This window comes from Flavobacterium sp. GW823-FHT06G12, assembly GCF_058794775.1.
In genome coordinates this window covers 339498-357561 of the sequence record NZ_JBXAHE010000005.1, presented here as the reverse complement: position 1 = coordinate 357561, position 18064 = coordinate 339498, and the positions used below count along the sequence as shown (strand labels likewise).

Annotated in this window: 18 protein-coding genes; 3 read left to right on the top strand and 15 right to left on the bottom strand. The window is 34.5% G+C overall.

All coding sequences use genetic code 11. The annotated features are described in order from the left end of the window. Positions 1-293: 293 nt before the first annotated feature. Both fabD and AC1Q5Z_RS19985 read right to left on the bottom strand, forming a co-directional pair. A complete protein-coding gene (gene fabD / locus AC1Q5Z_RS19990) occupies positions 294-1166 on the bottom strand; it encodes an ACP S-malonyltransferase (protein WP_492446546.1) in 873 nt (290 codons plus the stop codon). 72 nt (positions 1167-1238) lie between these two features. Beyond that, entirely contained in the window at positions 1239-1601 is a 363-nt protein-coding gene (locus tag AC1Q5Z_RS19985) for a DUF983 domain-containing protein (protein ID WP_198854405.1), read from the bottom strand. Positions 1602-1697: 96 nt separating this feature from the next. Here AC1Q5Z_RS19985 and AC1Q5Z_RS19980 point away from each other — a divergent pair, with 96 nt between their 5' ends. Then, positions 1698-2561 carry a helix-turn-helix domain-containing protein gene (locus AC1Q5Z_RS19980; protein ID WP_343587618.1) on the top strand — a complete coding sequence of 288 codons (864 nt, stop codon included), beginning with the start codon at positions 1698-1700 and terminating at the stop codon, positions 2559-2561. A 227-nt stretch (positions 2562-2788) separates the two neighbouring features. On the opposite strand, the gene AC1Q5Z_RS19975 is transcribed toward AC1Q5Z_RS19980, so the two are convergent. From AC1Q5Z_RS19975 to AC1Q5Z_RS19955, 5 genes are all read right to left on the bottom strand, one after another. After that, positions 2789-3322 (bottom strand): YceI family protein, encoded by a 534-nt coding sequence (locus AC1Q5Z_RS19975; protein ID WP_177210862.1) that lies wholly within the window; start codon positions 3320-3322, stop codon positions 2789-2791. Between the two features lie 277 nt (positions 3323-3599). Continuing rightward, a complete protein-coding gene (locus tag AC1Q5Z_RS19970) occupies positions 3600-3830 on the bottom strand; it encodes a (4Fe-4S)-binding protein (protein WP_198854402.1) in 231 nt (76 codons plus the stop codon). Positions 3831-3995: 165 nt separating this feature from the next. Then, positions 3996-4712: a pirin family protein gene (locus tag AC1Q5Z_RS19965; RefSeq protein ID WP_012023811.1), complete on the bottom strand. Its 717-nt coding sequence runs from the start codon at positions 4710-4712 to the stop codon at positions 3996-3998. Positions 4713-5161: 449 nt separating this feature from the next. Next, positions 5162-5521 (bottom strand): hypothetical protein, encoded by a 360-nt coding sequence (locus AC1Q5Z_RS19960; protein WP_492446544.1) that lies wholly within the window; start codon positions 5519-5521, stop codon positions 5162-5164. A gap of 6 nt (positions 5522-5527) precedes the next feature. Beyond that, complete coding sequence (locus AC1Q5Z_RS19955; protein ID WP_343587610.1) at positions 5528-7009, bottom strand: helix-turn-helix domain-containing protein; 1482 nt, start codon at positions 7007-7009, stop codon at positions 5528-5530. Positions 7010-7206: 197 nt separating this feature from the next. Here AC1Q5Z_RS19955 and aceB point away from each other — a divergent pair, with 197 nt between their 5' ends. Both aceB and aceA read left to right on the top strand, forming a co-directional pair. After that, entirely contained in the window at positions 7207-8808 is a 1602-nt protein-coding gene (gene aceB, locus AC1Q5Z_RS19950; protein WP_343587607.1) for a malate synthase A, read from the top strand. Positions 8809-8949: 141 nt separating this feature from the next. After that, positions 8950-10230 carry an isocitrate lyase gene (aceA, locus tag AC1Q5Z_RS19945; RefSeq protein WP_343587606.1) on the top strand — a complete coding sequence of 427 codons (1281 nt, stop codon included), beginning with the start codon at positions 8950-8952 and terminating at the stop codon, positions 10228-10230. Positions 10231-10446: 216 nt separating this feature from the next. On the opposite strand, the gene AC1Q5Z_RS19940 is transcribed toward aceA, so the two are convergent. The 8 genes from AC1Q5Z_RS19940 to AC1Q5Z_RS19905 all read right to left on the bottom strand — a co-directional run bounded on the left by AC1Q5Z_RS19940 (position 10447) and on the right by AC1Q5Z_RS19905 (position 18017). Further along, the gene (locus tag AC1Q5Z_RS19940; protein ID WP_343587604.1) at positions 10447-11022 is read right to left on the bottom strand and encodes a Crp/Fnr family transcriptional regulator; all 576 of its coding nucleotides are present in this window, start codon (positions 11020-11022) and stop codon (positions 10447-10449) included. Then, on the bottom strand, positions 11022-11342 hold the full coding sequence (locus AC1Q5Z_RS19935; RefSeq protein WP_198854396.1) for a DUF6370 family protein: 321 nt from the start codon (positions 11340-11342) through the stop codon (positions 11022-11024). The genes AC1Q5Z_RS19940 and AC1Q5Z_RS19935 overlap by 1 nt, the downstream gene beginning before the upstream one ends. A 2-nt stretch (positions 11343-11344) precedes the next feature. Beyond that, a complete protein-coding gene (purT, locus tag AC1Q5Z_RS19930; protein ID WP_492446542.1) occupies positions 11345-12505 on the bottom strand; it encodes a formate-dependent phosphoribosylglycinamide formyltransferase in 1161 nt (386 codons plus the stop codon). 296 nt (positions 12506-12801) lie between these two features. Further along, the gene (locus tag AC1Q5Z_RS19925; RefSeq protein WP_492446540.1) at positions 12802-14670 is read right to left on the bottom strand and encodes a peptidase U32 family protein; all 1869 of its coding nucleotides are present in this window, start codon (positions 14668-14670) and stop codon (positions 12802-12804) included. Between the two features lie 138 nt (positions 14671-14808). Then, positions 14809-15273 carry a hypothetical protein gene (locus AC1Q5Z_RS19920; RefSeq protein WP_343587599.1) on the bottom strand — a complete coding sequence of 155 codons (465 nt, stop codon included), beginning with the start codon at positions 15271-15273 and terminating at the stop codon, positions 14809-14811. A 31-nt stretch (positions 15274-15304) separates the two neighbouring features. Then, positions 15305-15895, bottom strand: a complete 591-nt coding sequence (locus AC1Q5Z_RS19915) for a hypothetical protein (RefSeq protein WP_492446538.1) — start codon at positions 15893-15895, stop codon at positions 15305-15307. A gap of 119 nt (positions 15896-16014) precedes the next feature. Next, entirely contained in the window at positions 16015-16470 is a 456-nt protein-coding gene (locus tag AC1Q5Z_RS19910) for a ferritin-like domain-containing protein (protein WP_343587595.1), read from the bottom strand. A gap of 356 nt (positions 16471-16826) precedes the next feature. Beyond that, a complete protein-coding gene (locus AC1Q5Z_RS19905; RefSeq protein ID WP_343587593.1) occupies positions 16827-18017 on the bottom strand; it encodes a pyridoxal phosphate-dependent aminotransferase in 1191 nt (396 codons plus the stop codon). Positions 18018-18064 lie beyond the last annotated feature (47 nt).

The following is an 18064-nucleotide window of genomic DNA, read 5'->3' as shown; positions in this document are numbered from 1 at the left end:
GTAGATTATATTAAATCAAATATATCAACCTTTCCACACAACAAAACTCCAGATTCTCTCCGTTCTCTAGGTTCAAATTATATTTTCTATAAAACTAGCTCAAGAACAACTTGGTATATATTTTTTGAAAAGAGTAATCAAAACTACCTGATTACTGGAATTCTAAATAATTATAATGAAGAAGCAAAGGAATTATAAAATAAAATCCTCATATACTTTGATAAGTTTATGAGGATTTATTGTTTTATACAGTTAACCACTGAAAACTGTCAATAAGACTGAACACTTAAAAATTAAGCATTAGCAACAGCAGTTTCTTTATCAATTTTAGTAATCAATCCAGTTAATACTTTTCCTGGACCAACTTCAGTAAACAAAGTCGCACCGTCAGCGATCATTTGCTGTACAGATTGTGTCCATTTTACAGGAGCAGTCAATTGAATGATTAAGTTCTTTTTAATTTCGTTAGCATCAGAAACTGCATTTGCAGTTACGTTTTGATACACTGGACAAATAGGAGTAGAGAAAGTAGTTGCTTCAATTGCAGCAGCCAATTCTTCTCTTGCTGGTTCCATCATTGGAGAGTGGAAAGCACCTCCAACAGGTAAAATTAAAGCACGTTTTGCTCCAGCAGCTTTCATTGCTTCGCAAGCTTTTTCAACAGCAGTAGTTTCACCAGAAATTACCAATTGACCTGGGCAGTTATAGTTAGCAGCAACCACAACACCATCGATAGAAGCGCAAACTTCTTCTACAACATTATCAGCTAAACCTAAAACAGCAGCCATTGTAGATGGAGTGATTTCGCATGCTTTTTGCATTGCAAGAGCACGTTGAGAAACCAATTTAAGTCCATCTTCAAAAGATAATGTCCCATTAGCAACCAAAGCTGAAAATTCACCTAAAGAGTGTCCTGCAACCATTTCCGGTTTGAAATCTTCTAAAGTTTTCGCTAAAATAACAGAATGTAAAAATACTGCAGGCTGTGTAACTTTAGTTTCTTTTAGTTCTTCGGCAGTGCCTTCAAACATGATATCTGTAATTCTGAAACCTAATATTTCATTAGCTTTTTCGAATAATTCTTTGGCTAAAGCCGAATTTTCATAAAGGTCTTTACCCATTCCTGTGAATTGTGCACCTTGACCTGGAAATACGTATGCTTTCATTTGTCTAATTTGTTTTTTATTTTTTTTGAAATTGAAAATTAGCTTCAATTGAAAGGCAAAAATAATACTTTTTTATTTCGTATAATCCTTAAACATGTAAATCCATGCTAATCTGGAAAATCGGAGATTGAAAGAAGTTAATAAAGTAATTACAACAGCAATAATGGGAATGATTCTCAAATCGAAATTTTTCTCAAAGAAAAACTGTGCAATACAATAGGTGGCAATTCCTTGAGCGACTGTTAATCCGTAGTTTACATACATTGCTCCAAAGAAATAACCAGGTTCTTTTTGGAATTTATAATTGCAATGACTGCAGTATTCATTCATTTTTGGTAAACCAAAATTAAAGAAAATATTTTTGTCTGTAAAAACTTTTCCTTTATGACAAATAGGACATTCGTTGCTTAAAATATGAGTTAATGCGCTTGACATGACTTTGTTGTTTTTTGTTTATACAAAGGTAATTCAGAGGTTTATAAAAGTCTTTTTTATATCTTCGCTTATTGTAGCACAATAAAGACATTTTTTATGAAACGATATCCGATTTATAGTGTTCAGAATTTTAGCTGTAACGATATTCACCGTGATTTTTATGTCAATACTTTTACAGAACATTTAAAGAATCACAGTTTTGTCGAAGAACCGCATCGTCATGATTCGTATTTAATGGTTTTTTTTACAAAAGGTTCTGGATTACATGAAGTCGATTTTGACCAATTCGAAATCAAAAGAGGAAGCCTTTTTGTGCTACAGCCAGGACAAATGCATCATTGGAATTTGTCTGAAGATATCGAAGGTTTTGTTATTATCTTTTCTCAGGAATTGTATAATTTGTATTTCGGACAAAAAAAGATTAATGATTACAATTTTTATCATTCCATTCATAATCGACCAGAAATGGTTTTTGAAGAAAATGAAATCCCAAAAATCCTTCCATATTTCGATTTACTGATTCAGGAAAACAGTCAAAATAGTAAACATCAATTAGATAAATTGTTGAATTTGTTAGATTGTATTCATATTGAAGTCGCTCGAAAATACAATGAAACTTATTCGCATCAAGCGCATTCCTACAATATCAAAATCAATGCATTTGAATCCATTTTAGAAGAATATTTCAGAACCCAAAAATTGCCATCATTTTATGCAGACAAGCTAAATATAACGCTGAAACATTTAAACAGAATCTGCAACGAGATTCTCCAAAAAACAGCAACAGAAGTAATCACAGATCGTGTAATTCTGGAAATAAAAAGAATGCTGATCGATAAACAATTAGCGGTAAACGAAGTTGCCTTTAAAGTAGGCTACGAAGATTATTCCTATTTCTCCCGCTTCTTCAAAAAACAAACAGGAATGTCGCCAACTGAATTTAGAAACACAGTACGATGAATTTTGAGGTTTGCCACTAATTACACGAATTTCCACGAATTTTTTCTTCTCAAATCCGAAATTTTGCCACAGATTTAAAGGATTTCCACAGATTAAAAAATCCAAATAATCTTTTTAATCTGTGGCTAAAAAATAATTCGTGGAAATTCGTGTAATTCATGGCAAACAAAAAGCCCTGCAAAATGCAGAGCTTCAATAACCAACCAATTAAATCCGAGAATGCTTAATTAGGCTTGTTTTACAAATTGTAATTCAATGTTCAAACGAACTTCTTCGCCTACTAAAACACCACCTGTTTCAAGAGCTGAGTTCCAGTTTAAACCCCAATCTTTACGATTAATTTTTCCTTCTATGCTTAAACCTACTTTTGTATTTCCCCAAGGATCAGTCATGATTCCGCTAAATTCAACTGGGAATTTTACTGTTTTAGAAACACCTTTAATGTTTAAATCTCCAGTTAATTCAAATTCACCATCATTGATTTTTTTGAAAGAAGAAGATTTGAAAGTTAATTTTGGATGATTCTCCGCGTCAAAGAAATCACCGCTTCTTAAATGTCCGTCACGATCTGCATTTGCAGTATCTACTGAAGCGATATCAGCAGAAAAACTGAAATCTGCATTATCAAAACTATCTCCTTCTGTGATTGCAGAAGCTTCATAAGTTCCAAATTTTCCTGAAACATTTGTAAACATCATGTGTTTAACTTTAAAACCAATTTCTGAGTGAGTTGGGTCAATTGACCATTTTGTAGTTGCCATAATTTTATTTTTTTAAATATTTTAAATAATTAATTTCATTTTGATAGGACAAAGTTACGGTGACAGTTGTCCTAGAGCACTTAATCTAGATTAAGAAATAAAAAAGATGATGTGTTTTTGTCGCAGATTACAGGGAGTAAAAAAAAACATGTTGCCACAAATTGCTCTAATTACCACGAAATAAATTGAATCAAAATTTGTGAAAATTTGTGCAATTTGTGGCAAAAAAAAATCACTTTAATCTGTGTAATCTGTGGCAAAAAACTATGCAAAAGGCTTAGGTTTTATTATTCATATAAAATGTCAACGCTCCCGACGGACATTTATTAACAGTAGAAATTATTTTCTCAGTTGTAGATTTTTCTGGAGTAATCCAAGGTTTTTCTTTTGGACGAAAGACATCTGGATTGTTTTTGACACAATTTGTCGAATGAATACATTTTCCAGATTGCCATACAATCGTAACTTCTCCGTTTGTATATTCTTTAATGAGGTTGTTTGGATTCATGGTTTAAAATTTTAAGGATGAATTTAATTTTAAAGTCAGACCAATTTTCTTATTTATAAAGTTAGTCTTTCTTTTTTAAAATTGAGCAAAAAAAGAAACGATAATAGTCTGATTTACAGATTTATTATCGTTTCAAGGTACAGGTATTAATTGTTTTTGTTTGAATTAATAATTCATCGGAATGTCCATTAATAAAAATTCAGCATCTGTATTGGCTTTAATATTCAAAGTATCAGTTCCTGAAATTCCTACTGCATCACGAGTATTTAATTCTTGACCGTTGATGGTTACATTTCCTTTTAAAACGAAAGCATAAACTCCGTTTCCTTCTTTTTTGATTTTATATTCAGTTGCAGTTCCTGCATCAAAATTTCCCATGTTGAACCACGCATCTTGGTGAATCCAAACTCCTTCGTCATCAGCATTTGGAGATAAAACCTGAGCTAATTTATTATGTCTGTCAGCAACATTTAAAGTAATTTGCTGGTAACGTGGCGTAACATTTCTTTTGTTTGGAAATAACCAAATCTGCAACAATTTAGTCTGTTGATCTTCATTTGGGTTAAACTCGCTATGCTGAATTCCAGTTCCCGCACTCATAACCTGAATATCGCCGTTTTTAATTACTTCAGTATTTCCCATGCTGTCTTTGTGAGCCAAATCACCTTCTAACGGAATCGTAATAATTTCCATGTTATCGTGAGGGTGAGTTCCAAATCCCATTCCAGCTGCAATCGTATCGTCATTCAAAACACGAAGTGCTCCAAACTGAATTCTGTCTGGATTGTACCAGCTCGCAAAACTAAAGCTATGATAAGCGTTCAACCATCCGTGATTAGCATTTCCTCTTGATTCTGCTTTGTGCAATACTATATTTTCCATGATTTTGTCTTTTATTGATTTTGATAGTACAAAGATACAGCCGATGTAAACGAAAAGCACTTAATGTAGATTAAGAAAAGATTCTTAGGCTCTAAGGTGCTAAGTTTCTAAGTTTTTTTCTGAAGCAGATATTTTCGTTTTCAAAAGACGTTTAGTCCCGCTATCCGTTGCAATCTTTTGTGGTGAACCCCACCACAAAAGGATTTTCACTTCTATCGGGGCTATGCGGGAAGTTTCATTTTTATAAGAAGGTTCAAAGGTGCAAAGTTACAGAGGTTCAAAGGTTTTATCTCAAAGTAACCACTGTCATTTCGACGAAGGAGAAATCTTCGCAAGTAACTCTACAAAGATTAGAAATTACAATGTTTTTGACCTCAAAGTAACCACACGCTTTTGTCATTCCGAGGAACGAGGAATGACAAAAGCGTGTGGTAAAAGACCTGAATAAATTATTTTATTCTAATCAATTTTCCTTTCCCAACCACTTCATCAAGATAATTTACAGAAGAGCTTTTTTTATCATGCATGAAAAAAGGAATCGTATCTTTTTCGATTTGATCTTTAGCAATACTTATAACTAAATCGGTATTAATGAAATTATCCAATACTATTTTGTTGCCATAAGAAACCTTTCCTTTTGGCATAAACTTGTTATCAAAAACAAAAATACTATCCTTAAAAGTGATTTTATCTTTTTGGATATAAGAATTGTCATCTTCAACCAAGTAATTGTAACGGCCAGTAAGTTTTTCCGTTTTTTGACTGAAGTTAATAGAAATCAAACTAAAAAGTAAAACAAAATATTTCATGACATTCTAACTATATTGATTTATAAACTGCTGCACAACTGCATCTGTATTCTCATGGCGTTTCTCTCTTTCTAAAACAGTCGGAGGAGCACTTCTTTCCAAACAATCTTTTACAGCGCAAGTTTCGCAAGTTACACCTACAATTCGTTTTACCAAAGGTTTTCCATCAATGAATTTAAATTTCTTTTTCATTGTCGGATTAATTAGGATTCCGACAGAAATACTTCGAATAAAATTCTCGGCAAAAGGATCTTTTGTAGCCGAAGAAAAAACCAAATATTCGTTTCCACTATTGGCATAGCTCGAAATCTGGGCATCAAAAAAATGAGATTTATTTTGTTTGATGGCTTCGTCAATCGTTTTAACCGAAACCCATCTCCTGCAATAATGTTCGTTGGTTTCGTTGGCGTGCGGTTCTTGCTGATGTGTAATATGTAATTCTTTATTGATCTGATAAAAATCTGAACCGATTTTGTGTGACAATCTTAAGAAAAATAAGTTTTTTAGCTGAAAATCTTTTGGCAATAAATTGGTCAGTCGCTGATAAAAAGATTCTGGTGAAACTTTAAAGCTTTCGATTAATTGAACAAATTCTTCTGGTTTTGGATTTTCATTTTCTAAAAAAGTATTGATTTTATTTACAACCAATTTTCTTGGCAATAATAAAGCACCAGCAAAATAAGAAGCATAAAAATTATTTAGAACCTGATCGAAATTATCAAATTTAATCCAGCTGAAAGTTAGCAGACGATCTGAAATTTTCAAATAATTATAAGCTATTTCTTTGGCTAAAATAAAAGCCTTTTGTGGATCATCCAATTCAGTTGAAAGCAGTAAAGTCCTGCTTTTCGGAACATAAATCGAACGCAAATCATCCAAAGCTTCCTGATCTGTAAAAGCAATTTCTTTAATATTGTATTCGTATTCCTCTTTTAAAATCGCTTCCAGTTCTTCAATGCTGATTTTAGAATCCAGATTTATTTGAAACGACTTCGAAAACAAAATTACTTTTTCTTCTAAATCTTCAAAATAATTGCTGTGAGCTTCTTGATACGAACGCAAAGCGGCTAAAAAGAAACTTTCGCGGCTTAAATTATAATGCTGTGCAATTTCGATAATCGTACTAATAAAAGCATTGACTTTTGCCGGAGCATTGGCAATAATATCAATTAAATCGGCTTCCTGAATGCCGAAAAGTTCCAGCGGAATCTCTTTTAAAATACCTGATTTCAAGATTTCACCAATAGGAGCGAGGTTGTTGTCGAGTTTTAAAGACACCATTTGGTCGTAAGTCACGTCCAAATGTTCGCAGAGCAATAAAATTTTATCTGTTTTTGGATATTTTTTTCCCTTTTCAATCTCGTTTAAGTACGATTTTGAAAGATTTGTCAATTTGGCCAAGCCAAAAAGTGACAAGTTTTTTTGCGTTCTGACTTGCTTCAATTTTAATCCGAAGATCAGCTTTATATAGTCTTTTTCGATATCCATGAACCAAATATAGCTATTCTAAAAATAATCGCCAAAAAATTATTTTTCATTTTTAGCGAACGTTCGCTTGTTTTGTAAAAAACTTTTTTCTAATATTGTGGTGTAGAAAATATTAATTATCAGTTTGTTATGTATTTATGTTTTTGAAAAACATATAAACGATTCAATTGCTGCTAATGAAATTAAAAACCACAGCTATGAAAAACCAATTAGAAATTACCGAAACGGCAATGGAATTTTTAGCCGAAAAGAAGCTTCGTTATCCAAAGATCTGGACAGAAGAAGCCATTGTTTTTATAACTGAATTGCATAGAAAATTCGAATCACAGCGAAAACTATTGCTTTTACAGCGCGAACAAAAACAAGTCACTTTTGATCAGGGAATTATGCCGGTTTTTATTCCAGAAACCAAAAGTGTGAGAGAAGGCAGTTGGAAAGTTGGAGAAATTCCGAAAGATTTACTGGATCGAAGAGTAGAAATTACTGGACCTGTTGATCGAAAAATGATCATCAACGCTTTGAATTCGGGAGCTAAGACTTTTATGGCCGATTTTGAAGACAGCACTTCGCCAACCTGGCAAAACCTGATGGACGGACAGGTAAATTTGATTGATGCGGTAAACAAAACAATTACGTATACTGATTTGGTGAAACAGAAATCATATCATTTAAATGAAAAAATCGCAACGCTAATTGTACGCCCGAGAGGTCTGCATTTGCCAGAAAAACATGTTCTAGTTGAAGGAAATGAAGTTTCGGGGTCTTTGATAGATTTTGGATTGTATGTTTTTCATAATCATAAACGACTTTTAGAAAACAATTCTGGGCCGTATTTCTACATTCCGAAATTGGAACATTATCTCGAAGCGCGTTGGTGGAATAACGTAATCGATTTTACGGAGGATTATTTGAAACTGAACAAAGGAACAATAAAAGTGACAGTTTTAATTGAAACCATAACGGCAAGTTTTCAGCTAGATGAAATTATTTACGAATTGAAAGAGCATATCGTTGGTTTGAATTGCGGACGCTGGGATTATATTTTCTCATACATTAAAAAGTTTAGAAAAAATCCAAAATTCATTGTTCCAGATCGTGATCAGGTAACTATGACTTCGCCTTTTATGAATGCCTATTCAAATCTGGTAATTCAAAGATGTCATAAAAGAGGGATTCATGCGATTGGCGGAATGGCAGCACAGATTCCGATTCGAAATAATGAAGAAGCCAATGCAATTGCTTTCGCAAAAGTAAGAACCGATAAAGAACGTGAAGTTAAAAATGGACACGACGGAACTTGGGTAGCGCATCCGGATTTAGTTGCAATTGCAAAAGAAATTTTTGATAAAGGAATGCCAACTCCAAATCAGATTCATGTAAAGAGAGAACATCGAAAAATTACAGAAGCCGATTTGATTGAACCGCCAATTGGGCTGATAACCGAAAACGGTGTTCGAAAAAACATCAATGTAGCCGTTTTATATTTGGCTTCATGGCTGAACGGGCAAGGTGCTGCCGCATTGCACAATTTGATGGAAGATGCCGCAACGGCCGAAATTTCGAGATCGCAATTATGGCAATGGCTTCAAAATAAAGTGATTTTGGATAATGGACGAAAATTAGATTTGGCTTATTATCATGAATTGGCTTTAGATGAATTTAGAAAAATCAAAGCCGAATTAGGAGAAGAAAATCACGAAAAACAGCAATTTCCACTAGCTGAAAAAGTATTGGAAAGATTAGTTGTAAATCAAGATTTCGTTGATTTTTTAACGATTCCGTGTTATAAATATTTATAAAAGAATTGATTGCAATTCCTGCAAGGTTTCCAAAACCTTGTAGGTATCTTGATAGATTGCAAATACCTACAAGGTCAAAAAAAGACCTTGCAGGAAATCACATAACACTATTACTTACTAACCAACTTAACTATACTATTTATGAAAACAACAGAAGACAGAATTCAGGAATTGATTAACGATTGGATTACGAACCCGAGATGGAAAGGAGTTGAGCGTCCTTACACTGCAAGCGAAGTAGTAACGCTTCAAGGGTCTTATAAAATTGAGCATTCTATTGCCAAAATGGGTGCAGAGAAATTATGGAGAAAGTTAAAAAGTCAGGATTATGTTGCGGGTTTGGGAGCGTTAACTGGAAATCAAGCGATTCAGGAAGTGGATGCTGGTTTAGAAGCAATTTATTTAAGCGGATGGCAAGTTGCTGCTGATGCAAATCTGGCTGGAGAAATGTATCCTGACCAATCGCTTTATCCAGTAAACAGTGTTCCGATGGTGGTAAAAAAGATCAATAACGCTTTATTGCGTGCTGATCAGATTCAGACTGTAAATAATATTGAAGATAGAAAAGATTATTTAGTTCCAATTGTAGCTGATGCTGAAGCTGGTTTTGGTGGAAACCTAAATGCTTTCGAATTAATGAAATCTATGATTGAAGCTGGAGCTTCTGGAGTTCATTTTGAAGATCAGCTGAGTTCTGCTAAAAAATGCGGACACTTGGGTGGGAAGGTTTTAGTTCCAACGCAAGAGGCGATTAATAAATTAATTGCGGCACGTTTGGCATCAGATGTTATGGGAGTTTCAACTTTAATTGTAGCTCGAACAGATGCCGATGCAGCTAATCTATTAACAAGCGATGCCGATCCTAGAGATAGAAAGTTTTTAACAGGTGAAAAAACGGCTGAAGGTTTCTTCTATGTAAAAAACGGAATCGATCAGGGAATTGCAAGAGGTTTAAGCTACGCACCATACGCAGATTTAATCTGGATGGAAACAAGTAATCCCGATTTAGATTATGCGAGAAAATTTGCAAAAGCAATGAAAAAAGAATTCCCAGATAAAATGTTGGCGTATAATTGTTCTCCTTCTTTCAATTGGGCAGCAAAATTAACTGTTGCCGAAATGGAAACGTTCAGAGAAGATTTAGCAGCAATGGGATATAGCTTCCAGTTCATTACTTTAGCAGGATTCCATGCTTTAAATACAAGTATGTTCGAATTGTCAAGAGCTTATAAGGAACGAGGAATGGCAGGTTATTCTGAATTGCAGGAACGCGAATTTGCTTTACAGAAAAACGGATTCAGAGCCGTAAAACACCAGGCTTTTGTTGGAACTTCTTATTTTGATGCCGTTCAGAACACAGTAATGTTAGGAAAATCAGCAATAACGGCGATGGAACATTCTACAGAGGTTGAGCAATTTTAATTCACTATACACGGTTCATTTTTGAGCCGTGTTTTTTTTAGCCACAGATTTCACAGATTGAAAGGATTAAAAAATGTTGCCACGAATTACACGAATTTCCACAAATTTTTTATTCAATTTAATTCGAGGAAATCCGTGTAATTGCTTTGCCTGTTCGCTATCGCTCGGGTCGTGGCTAAAAAAAATCACTTTAATCTGTGAAATCTGTGGCAAAAACTATTTCTTCAAAAGCCGAGCTTTCATTTTGCTGAAGAATTCTGGTGTTACTCCAATGAAAGAAGCGATTTGTTTTTGAGGAACTTTGTGTACTAATGTTCCGTATTTTTTAGTGAATTTTTCGAAACGTTCTTCCGCAGGTAAACTCAAGTTGTCCATTAATCGCTGTTGATTCGCAACCAATGAATTCTCAATTAAAATTCTAAAAAATCGCTCCAATTTTGGAATCTCAAGATACAATTGTTCTTGATTTTCTTTAGATAAAGAAACGACTTCAGCTTCTTCTAAAACTTCAATAAAAAGTTGTCCAGGTTTTTGCGAAAAGTAACTGTACATATCACTCATCCACCAGCCTTCACAAGCAAAAGAAAGTACATGTTCCACAATATTATCGTTGATATTGAAACTTCTTAAAATTCCTGAGTTTACAAAATAAGAATGTTTGCAGACTTCGCCAGCGTTCAATAAAACCGTTTTAGCTTTGTAAGTGTTTGTTTCCAGTTTGGATAAAAAAAGCGCCTGTTCTCCTGGTGTCAGAGAAACGTGTTTGGCAATGTTTTCAAGAATTAATGCCATTATTTTTTATCGTCGATTAAAGTAAATGAAGTTGCTTTGAATCTGTCTCCTTTAATTTCTCCTGTAACTAAAGCTTTGCTTATTGCATTACAGAAACCTTTTTCAGCGTGAGCGTCTCCATGATCATGAATAGTTGTTCCGTCAACAAAATAGCTTTTACCATCTATACGAACTGCTAAATCACAGCTTTTACCTTTCATTCCAAATTGGCATTCCCCGCAAGATGCTTCCACAATTGTTGGTTTGTCAAATTTCTTTTTAGTTTGAGCTTGTACTGCAATTCCAATAAAAAGGAATGCTGCTAATATTATATTTTTCATGATTAAGAATTTACAGTGATTAATTTCGCCGTTTCTTTGGCGCGTTCTATTACTTCGGTAATTGGAGTTGAAAGTGTATCGTGGCTTAAAACAACTCCCATTCTTCGGTAAGGTCTAGAAGTTGGTTTTCCGAAAATTCTGAAATCAGTTTTTGGTAAAGCGGCTACTTTTTCGATTCCGGTAAAAGTTGGATTCGTTGAATCTTCTGATGCTAAAATTACAGCGCTTGCTCCAGCTTTTTCTAAAGTAATTTCGAAAATAGGAAGACTCAAAATGGCTCTTAAATGTAATTCAAATTCGTTGAAGTTCTGTGTTCCAGCTAAAGTTACCATTCCGGTATCGTGCGGACGAGGGGAAAGTTCAGAGAAATAAACACCTTCATTCGTTAAGAAAAACTCTACACCAAAAAGTCCAGCACCGCCAAGTGCCTCGGTAATTTTTTCGGCCATATCCTGAGCTTCGTACAAATCTTTTTCTGAAACTAAAGCGGGTTGCCAGCTTTCCTGATAATCACCACGTTCTTGTCTGTGGCCAATTGGAGCGCAGAATAATGTCGGATTGTTATTTTGAGTAATCGTTAAAAGCGTAATTTCTGAATGGAAATCTACAAATGCTTCAACAATTACTTCGATAACATCGCCACGCGAACCTGCAACGGCATATTGCCATGCTTTTTCGATATCACTTTCTGTTTTGATTGTAGATTGTCCTTTTCCTGAAGATGACATTAAAGGTTTTACCACGCATGGAATTCCAACTTCCTGAACGGCTTTTTGCAGTTCTTCTGCTGAAGTTGCGTATTGGTATTTTGCTGTTCTTAGTCCGAGTTCTTTTGCTGCTAAATCACGAATGGCTTTACGATTCATGGTAAAGTTTGCCGCTTTCGCTGAAGGAACAACGGTGATTCCTTGTTTTTCGTAATCGTAAAAACGTTCGGTGCGAATGGCTTCTATTTCGGGAACGATAAAATCTGGCTGGTGTTTGGCTACGATTCGGTCAAGTGCATCGCCGTCGAGCATATTGATGACTTCAAAGCCGTGTGCGACTTGCATGGCTGGTGCGTTTTCGTAACTGTCAACTGCAATTATGGTTTGTCCGATTCGTTGTGCGGCAATGACAAATTCTTTGCCTAACTCGCCTGAACCTAGGAGTAGTATTTTCATTTTGGAGTAGTGTATTGTTTGAGTAGTAAAAGTAGGGAAAAAGCTTTTTTTAACCGCAAAGTTCGCAAAGAATTACGCAAAGAGCGCTAAGTTTTTGTTTTTAAGTTAAATGAGAAATCTCCACAAGTAGCTCTACAAAGATTGGCTTATTGGAACGGAGTTACTTGCGAAGATTTCTCCTTCGTCGAAATGACAATGTTGAGAAAATAGCAGGATAAAAAAAAGGTTCGCAAAGATTATTTTCAAATCTTTGCGAACCTTGCGTATACCTTTGCGCTCTTTGCGGTTAAATAATCCTAATGAAAATGATCTTCTTCAATTTCAAATTCAGCATCTTTTTCCCAGATTTCCATTTCGCAGGGTTTGCAGTTGAATTTTAGTTTGTATTCTAATTCTCCCTGTTTTAAAACCAATGGTTCTTTTACCTTAACACCAACAATGTCTTTTTGGTGTATCGGACATTTTTTTAATTCGTATTTGATGCAATATTTTGTTGTCATTACACGAGATTTTCCTGGATCCCATTGTAATTCGAATGCTTTTTCGATTTCGGTAACACCGTGGCGTTCGTAGAATTTACGTGCTGTTTTGTTCGAAACGTTGTACATGAAATCCAATTTAGTTTCAGGATATGGATGTGACGTTTTTACTAATTGGTGTTCTTCACGAACGTAATTTGCCAAACGAATTTCTGATAATTGTTCGAAAACATTTCTTCTCATTTCGTTGATTTTTGAAATAGGAAGGAACCAGTTTTGTGAAAACATAATGTTAATTTCGTCAGCATTGTAAGGTGTGAAACCTGTTTTTGCCAATTGAACTTTTATATTCTCTTCGATTGATTCGCCAGTTTTCGTTTGTTCTTTCGGATGCTCTAATTTTACCGTACTTACGTTTCCATCTTCGTCGGTTGCAATTAATTCAAAACCGTTTTCGTTTTCGGTAAGCAATAAAGTAGTTCCAATTTTACGGATGGCACTGTCTTCTCTCTCCACAATTTTGATGAAAGCAGCGTCGTTATTTCTATAGATGAAAGTTCCGTCTTTGATTTCTTTTAAAACGTTTGGATAAACTTTTCCGTTTTCGGCTTTGTTTACGTAGATTCCATCGGCTTCGTTATTTTCGTTGATGAAGCAAAGTCCGTCACCGTTGTTTAGTAATTCACCGTTTTCGATTTCGTAAGCATCTCCAATTGTTCGGATCAATTTACCAATATATTGTCCTTTTGATTTTGGACTTTCCCAAGAACCAATTGAGCTGTGTCTTTCGTTTACGAAATAATCGGTATAACCACGGTTGAAAGTCCTGCTTAAAGTTGAATCAAAAGTATACGTACATTTTCCAGAAGAAGCTTTGATGTATTTATCACTTCCTTCAAGATAACTGTCTAATTTTTGACGCAAATAAGATACGTTGTTTTTAACATAAGCAACGTCTTTTAATCTTCCTTCGATTTTGAAAGAAACGATTCCAGCCTCAATCAAATTCGGAATTTGATCTGAAACATCTAAATCTTTAATAGAAAGCAAGTGGCTGTTTCTGATTAAAGTATCTCCGTTTCCGTCGATTAAGTTATAAGGTAAACGGCAGTTTTGCGCGCAAGAACCACGGTTTGCACTTCTTTCTCCGTTAGCCACACTCATATAGCAGTTTCCGCTGAAAGAAACACATAATGCTCCAGTTACGAAAAACTCTAATTCAACATCAGCGTGGTCGTATATTGTTTTAATTTGATGCAGATTTAATTCACGTGCTAAAACCACGCGCTTAATTCCAGCATCTTTTAAGAATTTAATTTTATCTGCGTCACGATTATTAGCTTGTGTACTGGCGTGAAGTACTATAGGAGGCAAGTCCATTTCCATAATCGCCATGTCCTGAATGATCAATGCATCGACACCAATATCGTATAATTCCCAAATCATAGCGCGACAAGTTTCTAATTCGTTGTCGTATAAAATGGTATTCATTACTACAAAAACCTGGACATTAAATAAATGTGCATATTTTACTAAAGCAGCAACATCTTCAATAGAGTTGTTGGCATTAGAACGTGCACCAAATTGAGGTGCACCAATATATACAGCATCGGCACCGCTGTTAATAGCTGCCATTCCGCCAATTAAATCTCTAGCAGGAGCTAATATTTCGATTTTCTTCTTCATTTCTAAAACTTTAGACTTTTGTGGTATTCACGAAAAAAAGTGTGCAAAGGTCTAATAAATTATTCGAGTTTGCTAGCGATGAAGCGATTTTTTTGAAATTGTTAACTTAATATGGAATGATGATGGTTAAGTTTCTGTTTATTGGTGAAATTTATCAAATTCCTTTCTTTCTTTGTTGGAGAAATAAAATTTAGCTCTAGTCTGTTTTACTACTATATCGAAATCTCGTTGTATTGAAAAACTGGTTTCAAAAACTGTTGCCATCAAAGTTTCTAATCCAAATAATATTCCTGCAATTACATAAATAATTATTAGCAGTTTTCGTTTTAATTTTAATTCAGTTATGAATTTGCTTATCAAAAATAAAATTGCAAACACAGAAACAAAATAAAAAAGGAAATCAATTAGAAATTCCATTACGAAATATTGTTCCGCTAAGGAAGTGTAAAATGCTGGAGATTTGTAAATTAATGGAAATCCATACATAATACAATCAGATCCATCGACAACATCTACAATCCACCATTTTGTCAATAGTATGAATATAATAATTGTTAAGGGAAAAGCTAGTTTTAGAATTGCTTTCAAATTTATGTCATTCATTTCCTTAATGAGTTTCTTATTTCTGGTTAGATTAATCTAATGGAAAAGTATATCCAACAGCGAATATTCCAGTTGATTGTTTTGCTGCCGGATGAAAGTAGCCGGAAATACCTATTTCAAGACTGTTTTTTCTTCCTATCGCTAATCCAATACTAAATGGAATATGCATTAAAATAGTGCTTTTATTAAAATTAACGTTTGGTGTAAAGGTTTCGAATTTACCTATCGAGGTTCCGATTCCACCTTCGATAAATGGTGCTACCCACGGAATTGGAGCGCAAAAACGAACTTTTCCTCCCATTAAAAAAGCGTTAGTTGTTACTTTGTATTGAGGTTGATTTTGTATGTTTTGATCTTTATCAACAGATTCAAAAATGGCACCAGCGTAAGGTCTTACACTAAACCATGATTTTATTCCTAAAACATATTCTGCTTGGAGATAAAGTCCGCCTCCCATAACATCTACTTCTTCCTGACTTCCATAATTTTCGATATAATAAGAACTGCTTGATCCAAAACCTATTGAGGCTTTAATAAAATTACCCGTAGTTTGAGCTTTTAAATAAGATGAAAATAATACTGTAAAAACAATAGCATTAAAATAGCGTAGAGTTAAAGTCATAGATTTTTTTGATTTCTTAAATAGTGCTCAAATGTAAGAATTATTCCTTTGTTTTAATAAAAAAAACCGCCCAATACGAAGACTGAGCAGTTTTCAAAAAAAAAGCATGAATCGATCGACTAATTTGCTCTCATTTTAATTTGTGATAAAGTATTTTGAATACTATTTAATTGCTTAGAAACAATGTAAATTTGATCGTGTTCCAAATGATTTTCTTCGAGTGCCATTTTGTATTTTTTAATGGCAGCTTCTTCACCAGTAATACAAGCATTTATGATAGATTCTGTATCACCGCCAGTAAATGCTGATTTTATATCTATCCAAGTACGATGCAAGACTCCAAGCGGTCCTCCGCCAGAAGTATCTGTTGATTTTCCTAGTTTATTGATTTGGTTTTGCAATTCTACAATAAACAAGGCTCTTTCGCGCGCATATTCCAAGAAATCGGTTTTCATGGCTGGATTTTCTACATGTTCTGCTGCATCTGTATATCCTAGTTTTCCATCTTCAAGAATTGAAATTAATCCTTCCAAAGTTTTAACGGTTTCCTGTGTGGTTTCATCTGTATGTATCATGACATATAATTTTTGAAATTAATATGTTACAAAGTTTGTAATTATAACATGCTTTCTTTTACAGGATTACAATCGAGGTTTTATAATATTGTAGAATGGGAATTATGAAATTTCACATTTATTTCTTCAGCAGATTTTGCGGATATAAGGAGATTTTTTCTTTCGAAGCAGATTTTTTCTCGTATTACGGTTTGCGTGAGGGATAGGAGCGATATCCTTTTGTGGCGGGGTTCGCCATAAAAGATATAGCGGATAGCCCGGCCGTAGGACACGCCCATAAAAAAAAAACAGCTTAAAGTATAAAAGTGATGAAACTTTTGAACCTTAAGCCGTTTTTATAAAAACTTAGAATATTGTTATGCAGTCAAAGCTTCTTTGATTCTGCGTAATGCTTCTTTTAAGATATCGTTGCTTGTTGCGTAAGAAAAACGAATACAGTTTGGATTTCCGAAAGCGTCACCAGTTACAGTTGCAACGTTAGCTTCTGCTAAAAGATACATCGAAACGTCGTTTGCATCTTTAATTTCGTGTCCTTTTAATGTTTTTCCGAAGAAAGAAGAAACGTCTGGGAATACGTAGAATGCACCTTCTGGAACGTTGATTTTTACTCCTGGAATTTCTTTTAATAATCCAACCACTAAATCTCTACGACCGTGGAAAGCCTCAACCATATGGTTTAATACGCTTGGATCAGCATCTACTGCAGTGATTGTAGCGCGTTGAGCCACAGAATTTGCACCAGAAGTTACTTGTCCTTGAATTTTTGTACACGCTTTTGCGATGAATTCTGGCGCTCCAATATAACCAATTCTGTATCCTGTCATTGCGAATGCTTTTGCAACTCCGTTTACAGTGATTGTTTTTTCTAACATTCCTGGAATAGATCCGATGCTGCAGAAAGTTCCTGAGAAATTGATGTGCTCATAAATTTCATCTGAAACTACATAAATATTTGGGTGTTTTTCTAGAACTTTTGCTAAAGCTGTTAATTCTTCTCTGCTGTAAACAGATCCAGATGGATTGCATGGAGAAGAAAACCACATCATTTTTGTTTTTGGTGTGATTGCAGCTTCTAATTGTTCTGGTGTCATTTTGAAATCTGTTTCTACAGAAGTCGGAACTTCAACTGGAACTCCACCAGAAAGTTTTACAATTTCGAAATAAGAAACCCAGTAAGGTGCTGGTAAAATAACCTCGTCACCATCGTTTAACATTACTTGTGCAATATTGTATAAAGATTGTTTTGCTCCTGTAGAAACTACGATTTGAGTTGATTTGTACTCTAAATCATTATCTCTTTTGAATTTTCTGCAAATTGCTTCTCTTAGTTCAAGATAACCTTCTACTGGAGAATATGTGCTGTAATTTTCGTCTACTGCTTTTTTTACTGCTTCTTTAATGAAGTCTGGTGTATTGAAATCAGGCTCACCTAAACTTAAACTGATAATGTCTTTTCCTTGTGCTTTTAATTCACGTGCTAAAGCAGCCATTGCTAATGTTTGCGAAGTCGCTAAGTTGTTGATTCTGTCCGAAAGAATATGATTCATTATAAAATTTTTGAATGTCCTTAATTTGCTGCGCCTATTAAGGAAGG

Excerpts from the sequence above, each read along its gene's own strand:
- fabD (WP_492446546.1), bottom strand. The coding sequence starts at position 1,166 with ATGAAAGCATACGTATTTCCAGGTCAAGGTGCACAATTCACAGGAATG.
- AC1Q5Z_RS19985 (WP_198854405.1), bottom strand. The coding sequence starts at position 1,601 with ATGTCAAGCGCATTAACTCATATTTTAAGCAACGAATGTCCTATTTGT.
- AC1Q5Z_RS19980 (WP_343587618.1), top strand. The coding sequence starts at position 1,698 with ATGAAACGATATCCGATTTATAGTGTTCAGAATTTTAGCTGTAACGAT.
- AC1Q5Z_RS19975 (WP_177210862.1), bottom strand. The coding sequence starts at position 3,322 with ATGGCAACTACAAAATGGTCAATTGACCCAACTCACTCAGAAATTGGT.
- AC1Q5Z_RS19970 (WP_198854402.1), bottom strand. The coding sequence starts at position 3,830 with ATGAATCCAAACAACCTCATTAAAGAATATACAAACGGAGAAGTTACG.
- AC1Q5Z_RS19965 (WP_012023811.1), bottom strand. The coding sequence starts at position 4,712 with ATGGAAAATATAGTATTGCACAAAGCAGAATCAAGAGGAAATGCTAAT.
- AC1Q5Z_RS19960 (WP_492446544.1), bottom strand. The coding sequence starts at position 5,521 with ATGAAATATTTTGTTTTACTTTTTAGTTTGATTTCTATTAACTTCAGT.
- AC1Q5Z_RS19955 (WP_343587610.1), bottom strand. The coding sequence starts at position 7,009 with ATGGATATCGAAAAAGACTATATAAAGCTGATCTTCGGATTAAAATTG.
- aceB (WP_343587607.1), top strand. The coding sequence starts at position 7,207 with ATGAAAAACCAATTAGAAATTACCGAAACGGCAATGGAATTTTTAGCC.
- aceA (WP_343587606.1), top strand. The coding sequence starts at position 8,950 with ATGAAAACAACAGAAGACAGAATTCAGGAATTGATTAACGATTGGATT.
- AC1Q5Z_RS19940 (WP_343587604.1), bottom strand. The coding sequence starts at position 11,022 with ATGGCATTAATTCTTGAAAACATTGCCAAACACGTTTCTCTGACACCA.
- AC1Q5Z_RS19935 (WP_198854396.1), bottom strand. The coding sequence starts at position 11,342 with ATGAAAAATATAATATTAGCAGCATTCCTTTTTATTGGAATTGCAGTA.
- purT (WP_492446542.1), bottom strand. The coding sequence starts at position 12,505 with ATGAAAATACTACTCCTAGGTTCAGGCGAGTTAGGCAAAGAATTTGTC.
- AC1Q5Z_RS19925 (WP_492446540.1), bottom strand. The coding sequence starts at position 14,670 with ATGAAGAAGAAAATCGAAATATTAGCTCCTGCTAGAGATTTAATTGGC.
- AC1Q5Z_RS19920 (WP_343587599.1), bottom strand. The coding sequence starts at position 15,273 with ATGAATGACATAAATTTGAAAGCAATTCTAAAACTAGCTTTTCCCTTA.
- AC1Q5Z_RS19915 (WP_492446538.1), bottom strand. The coding sequence starts at position 15,895 with ATGACTTTAACTCTACGCTATTTTAATGCTATTGTTTTTACAGTATTA.
- AC1Q5Z_RS19910 (WP_343587595.1), bottom strand. The coding sequence starts at position 16,470 with ATGATACATACAGATGAAACCACACAGGAAACCGTTAAAACTTTGGAA.
- AC1Q5Z_RS19905 (WP_343587593.1), bottom strand. The coding sequence starts at position 18,017 with ATGAATCATATTCTTTCGGACAGAATCAACAACTTAGCGACTTCGCAA.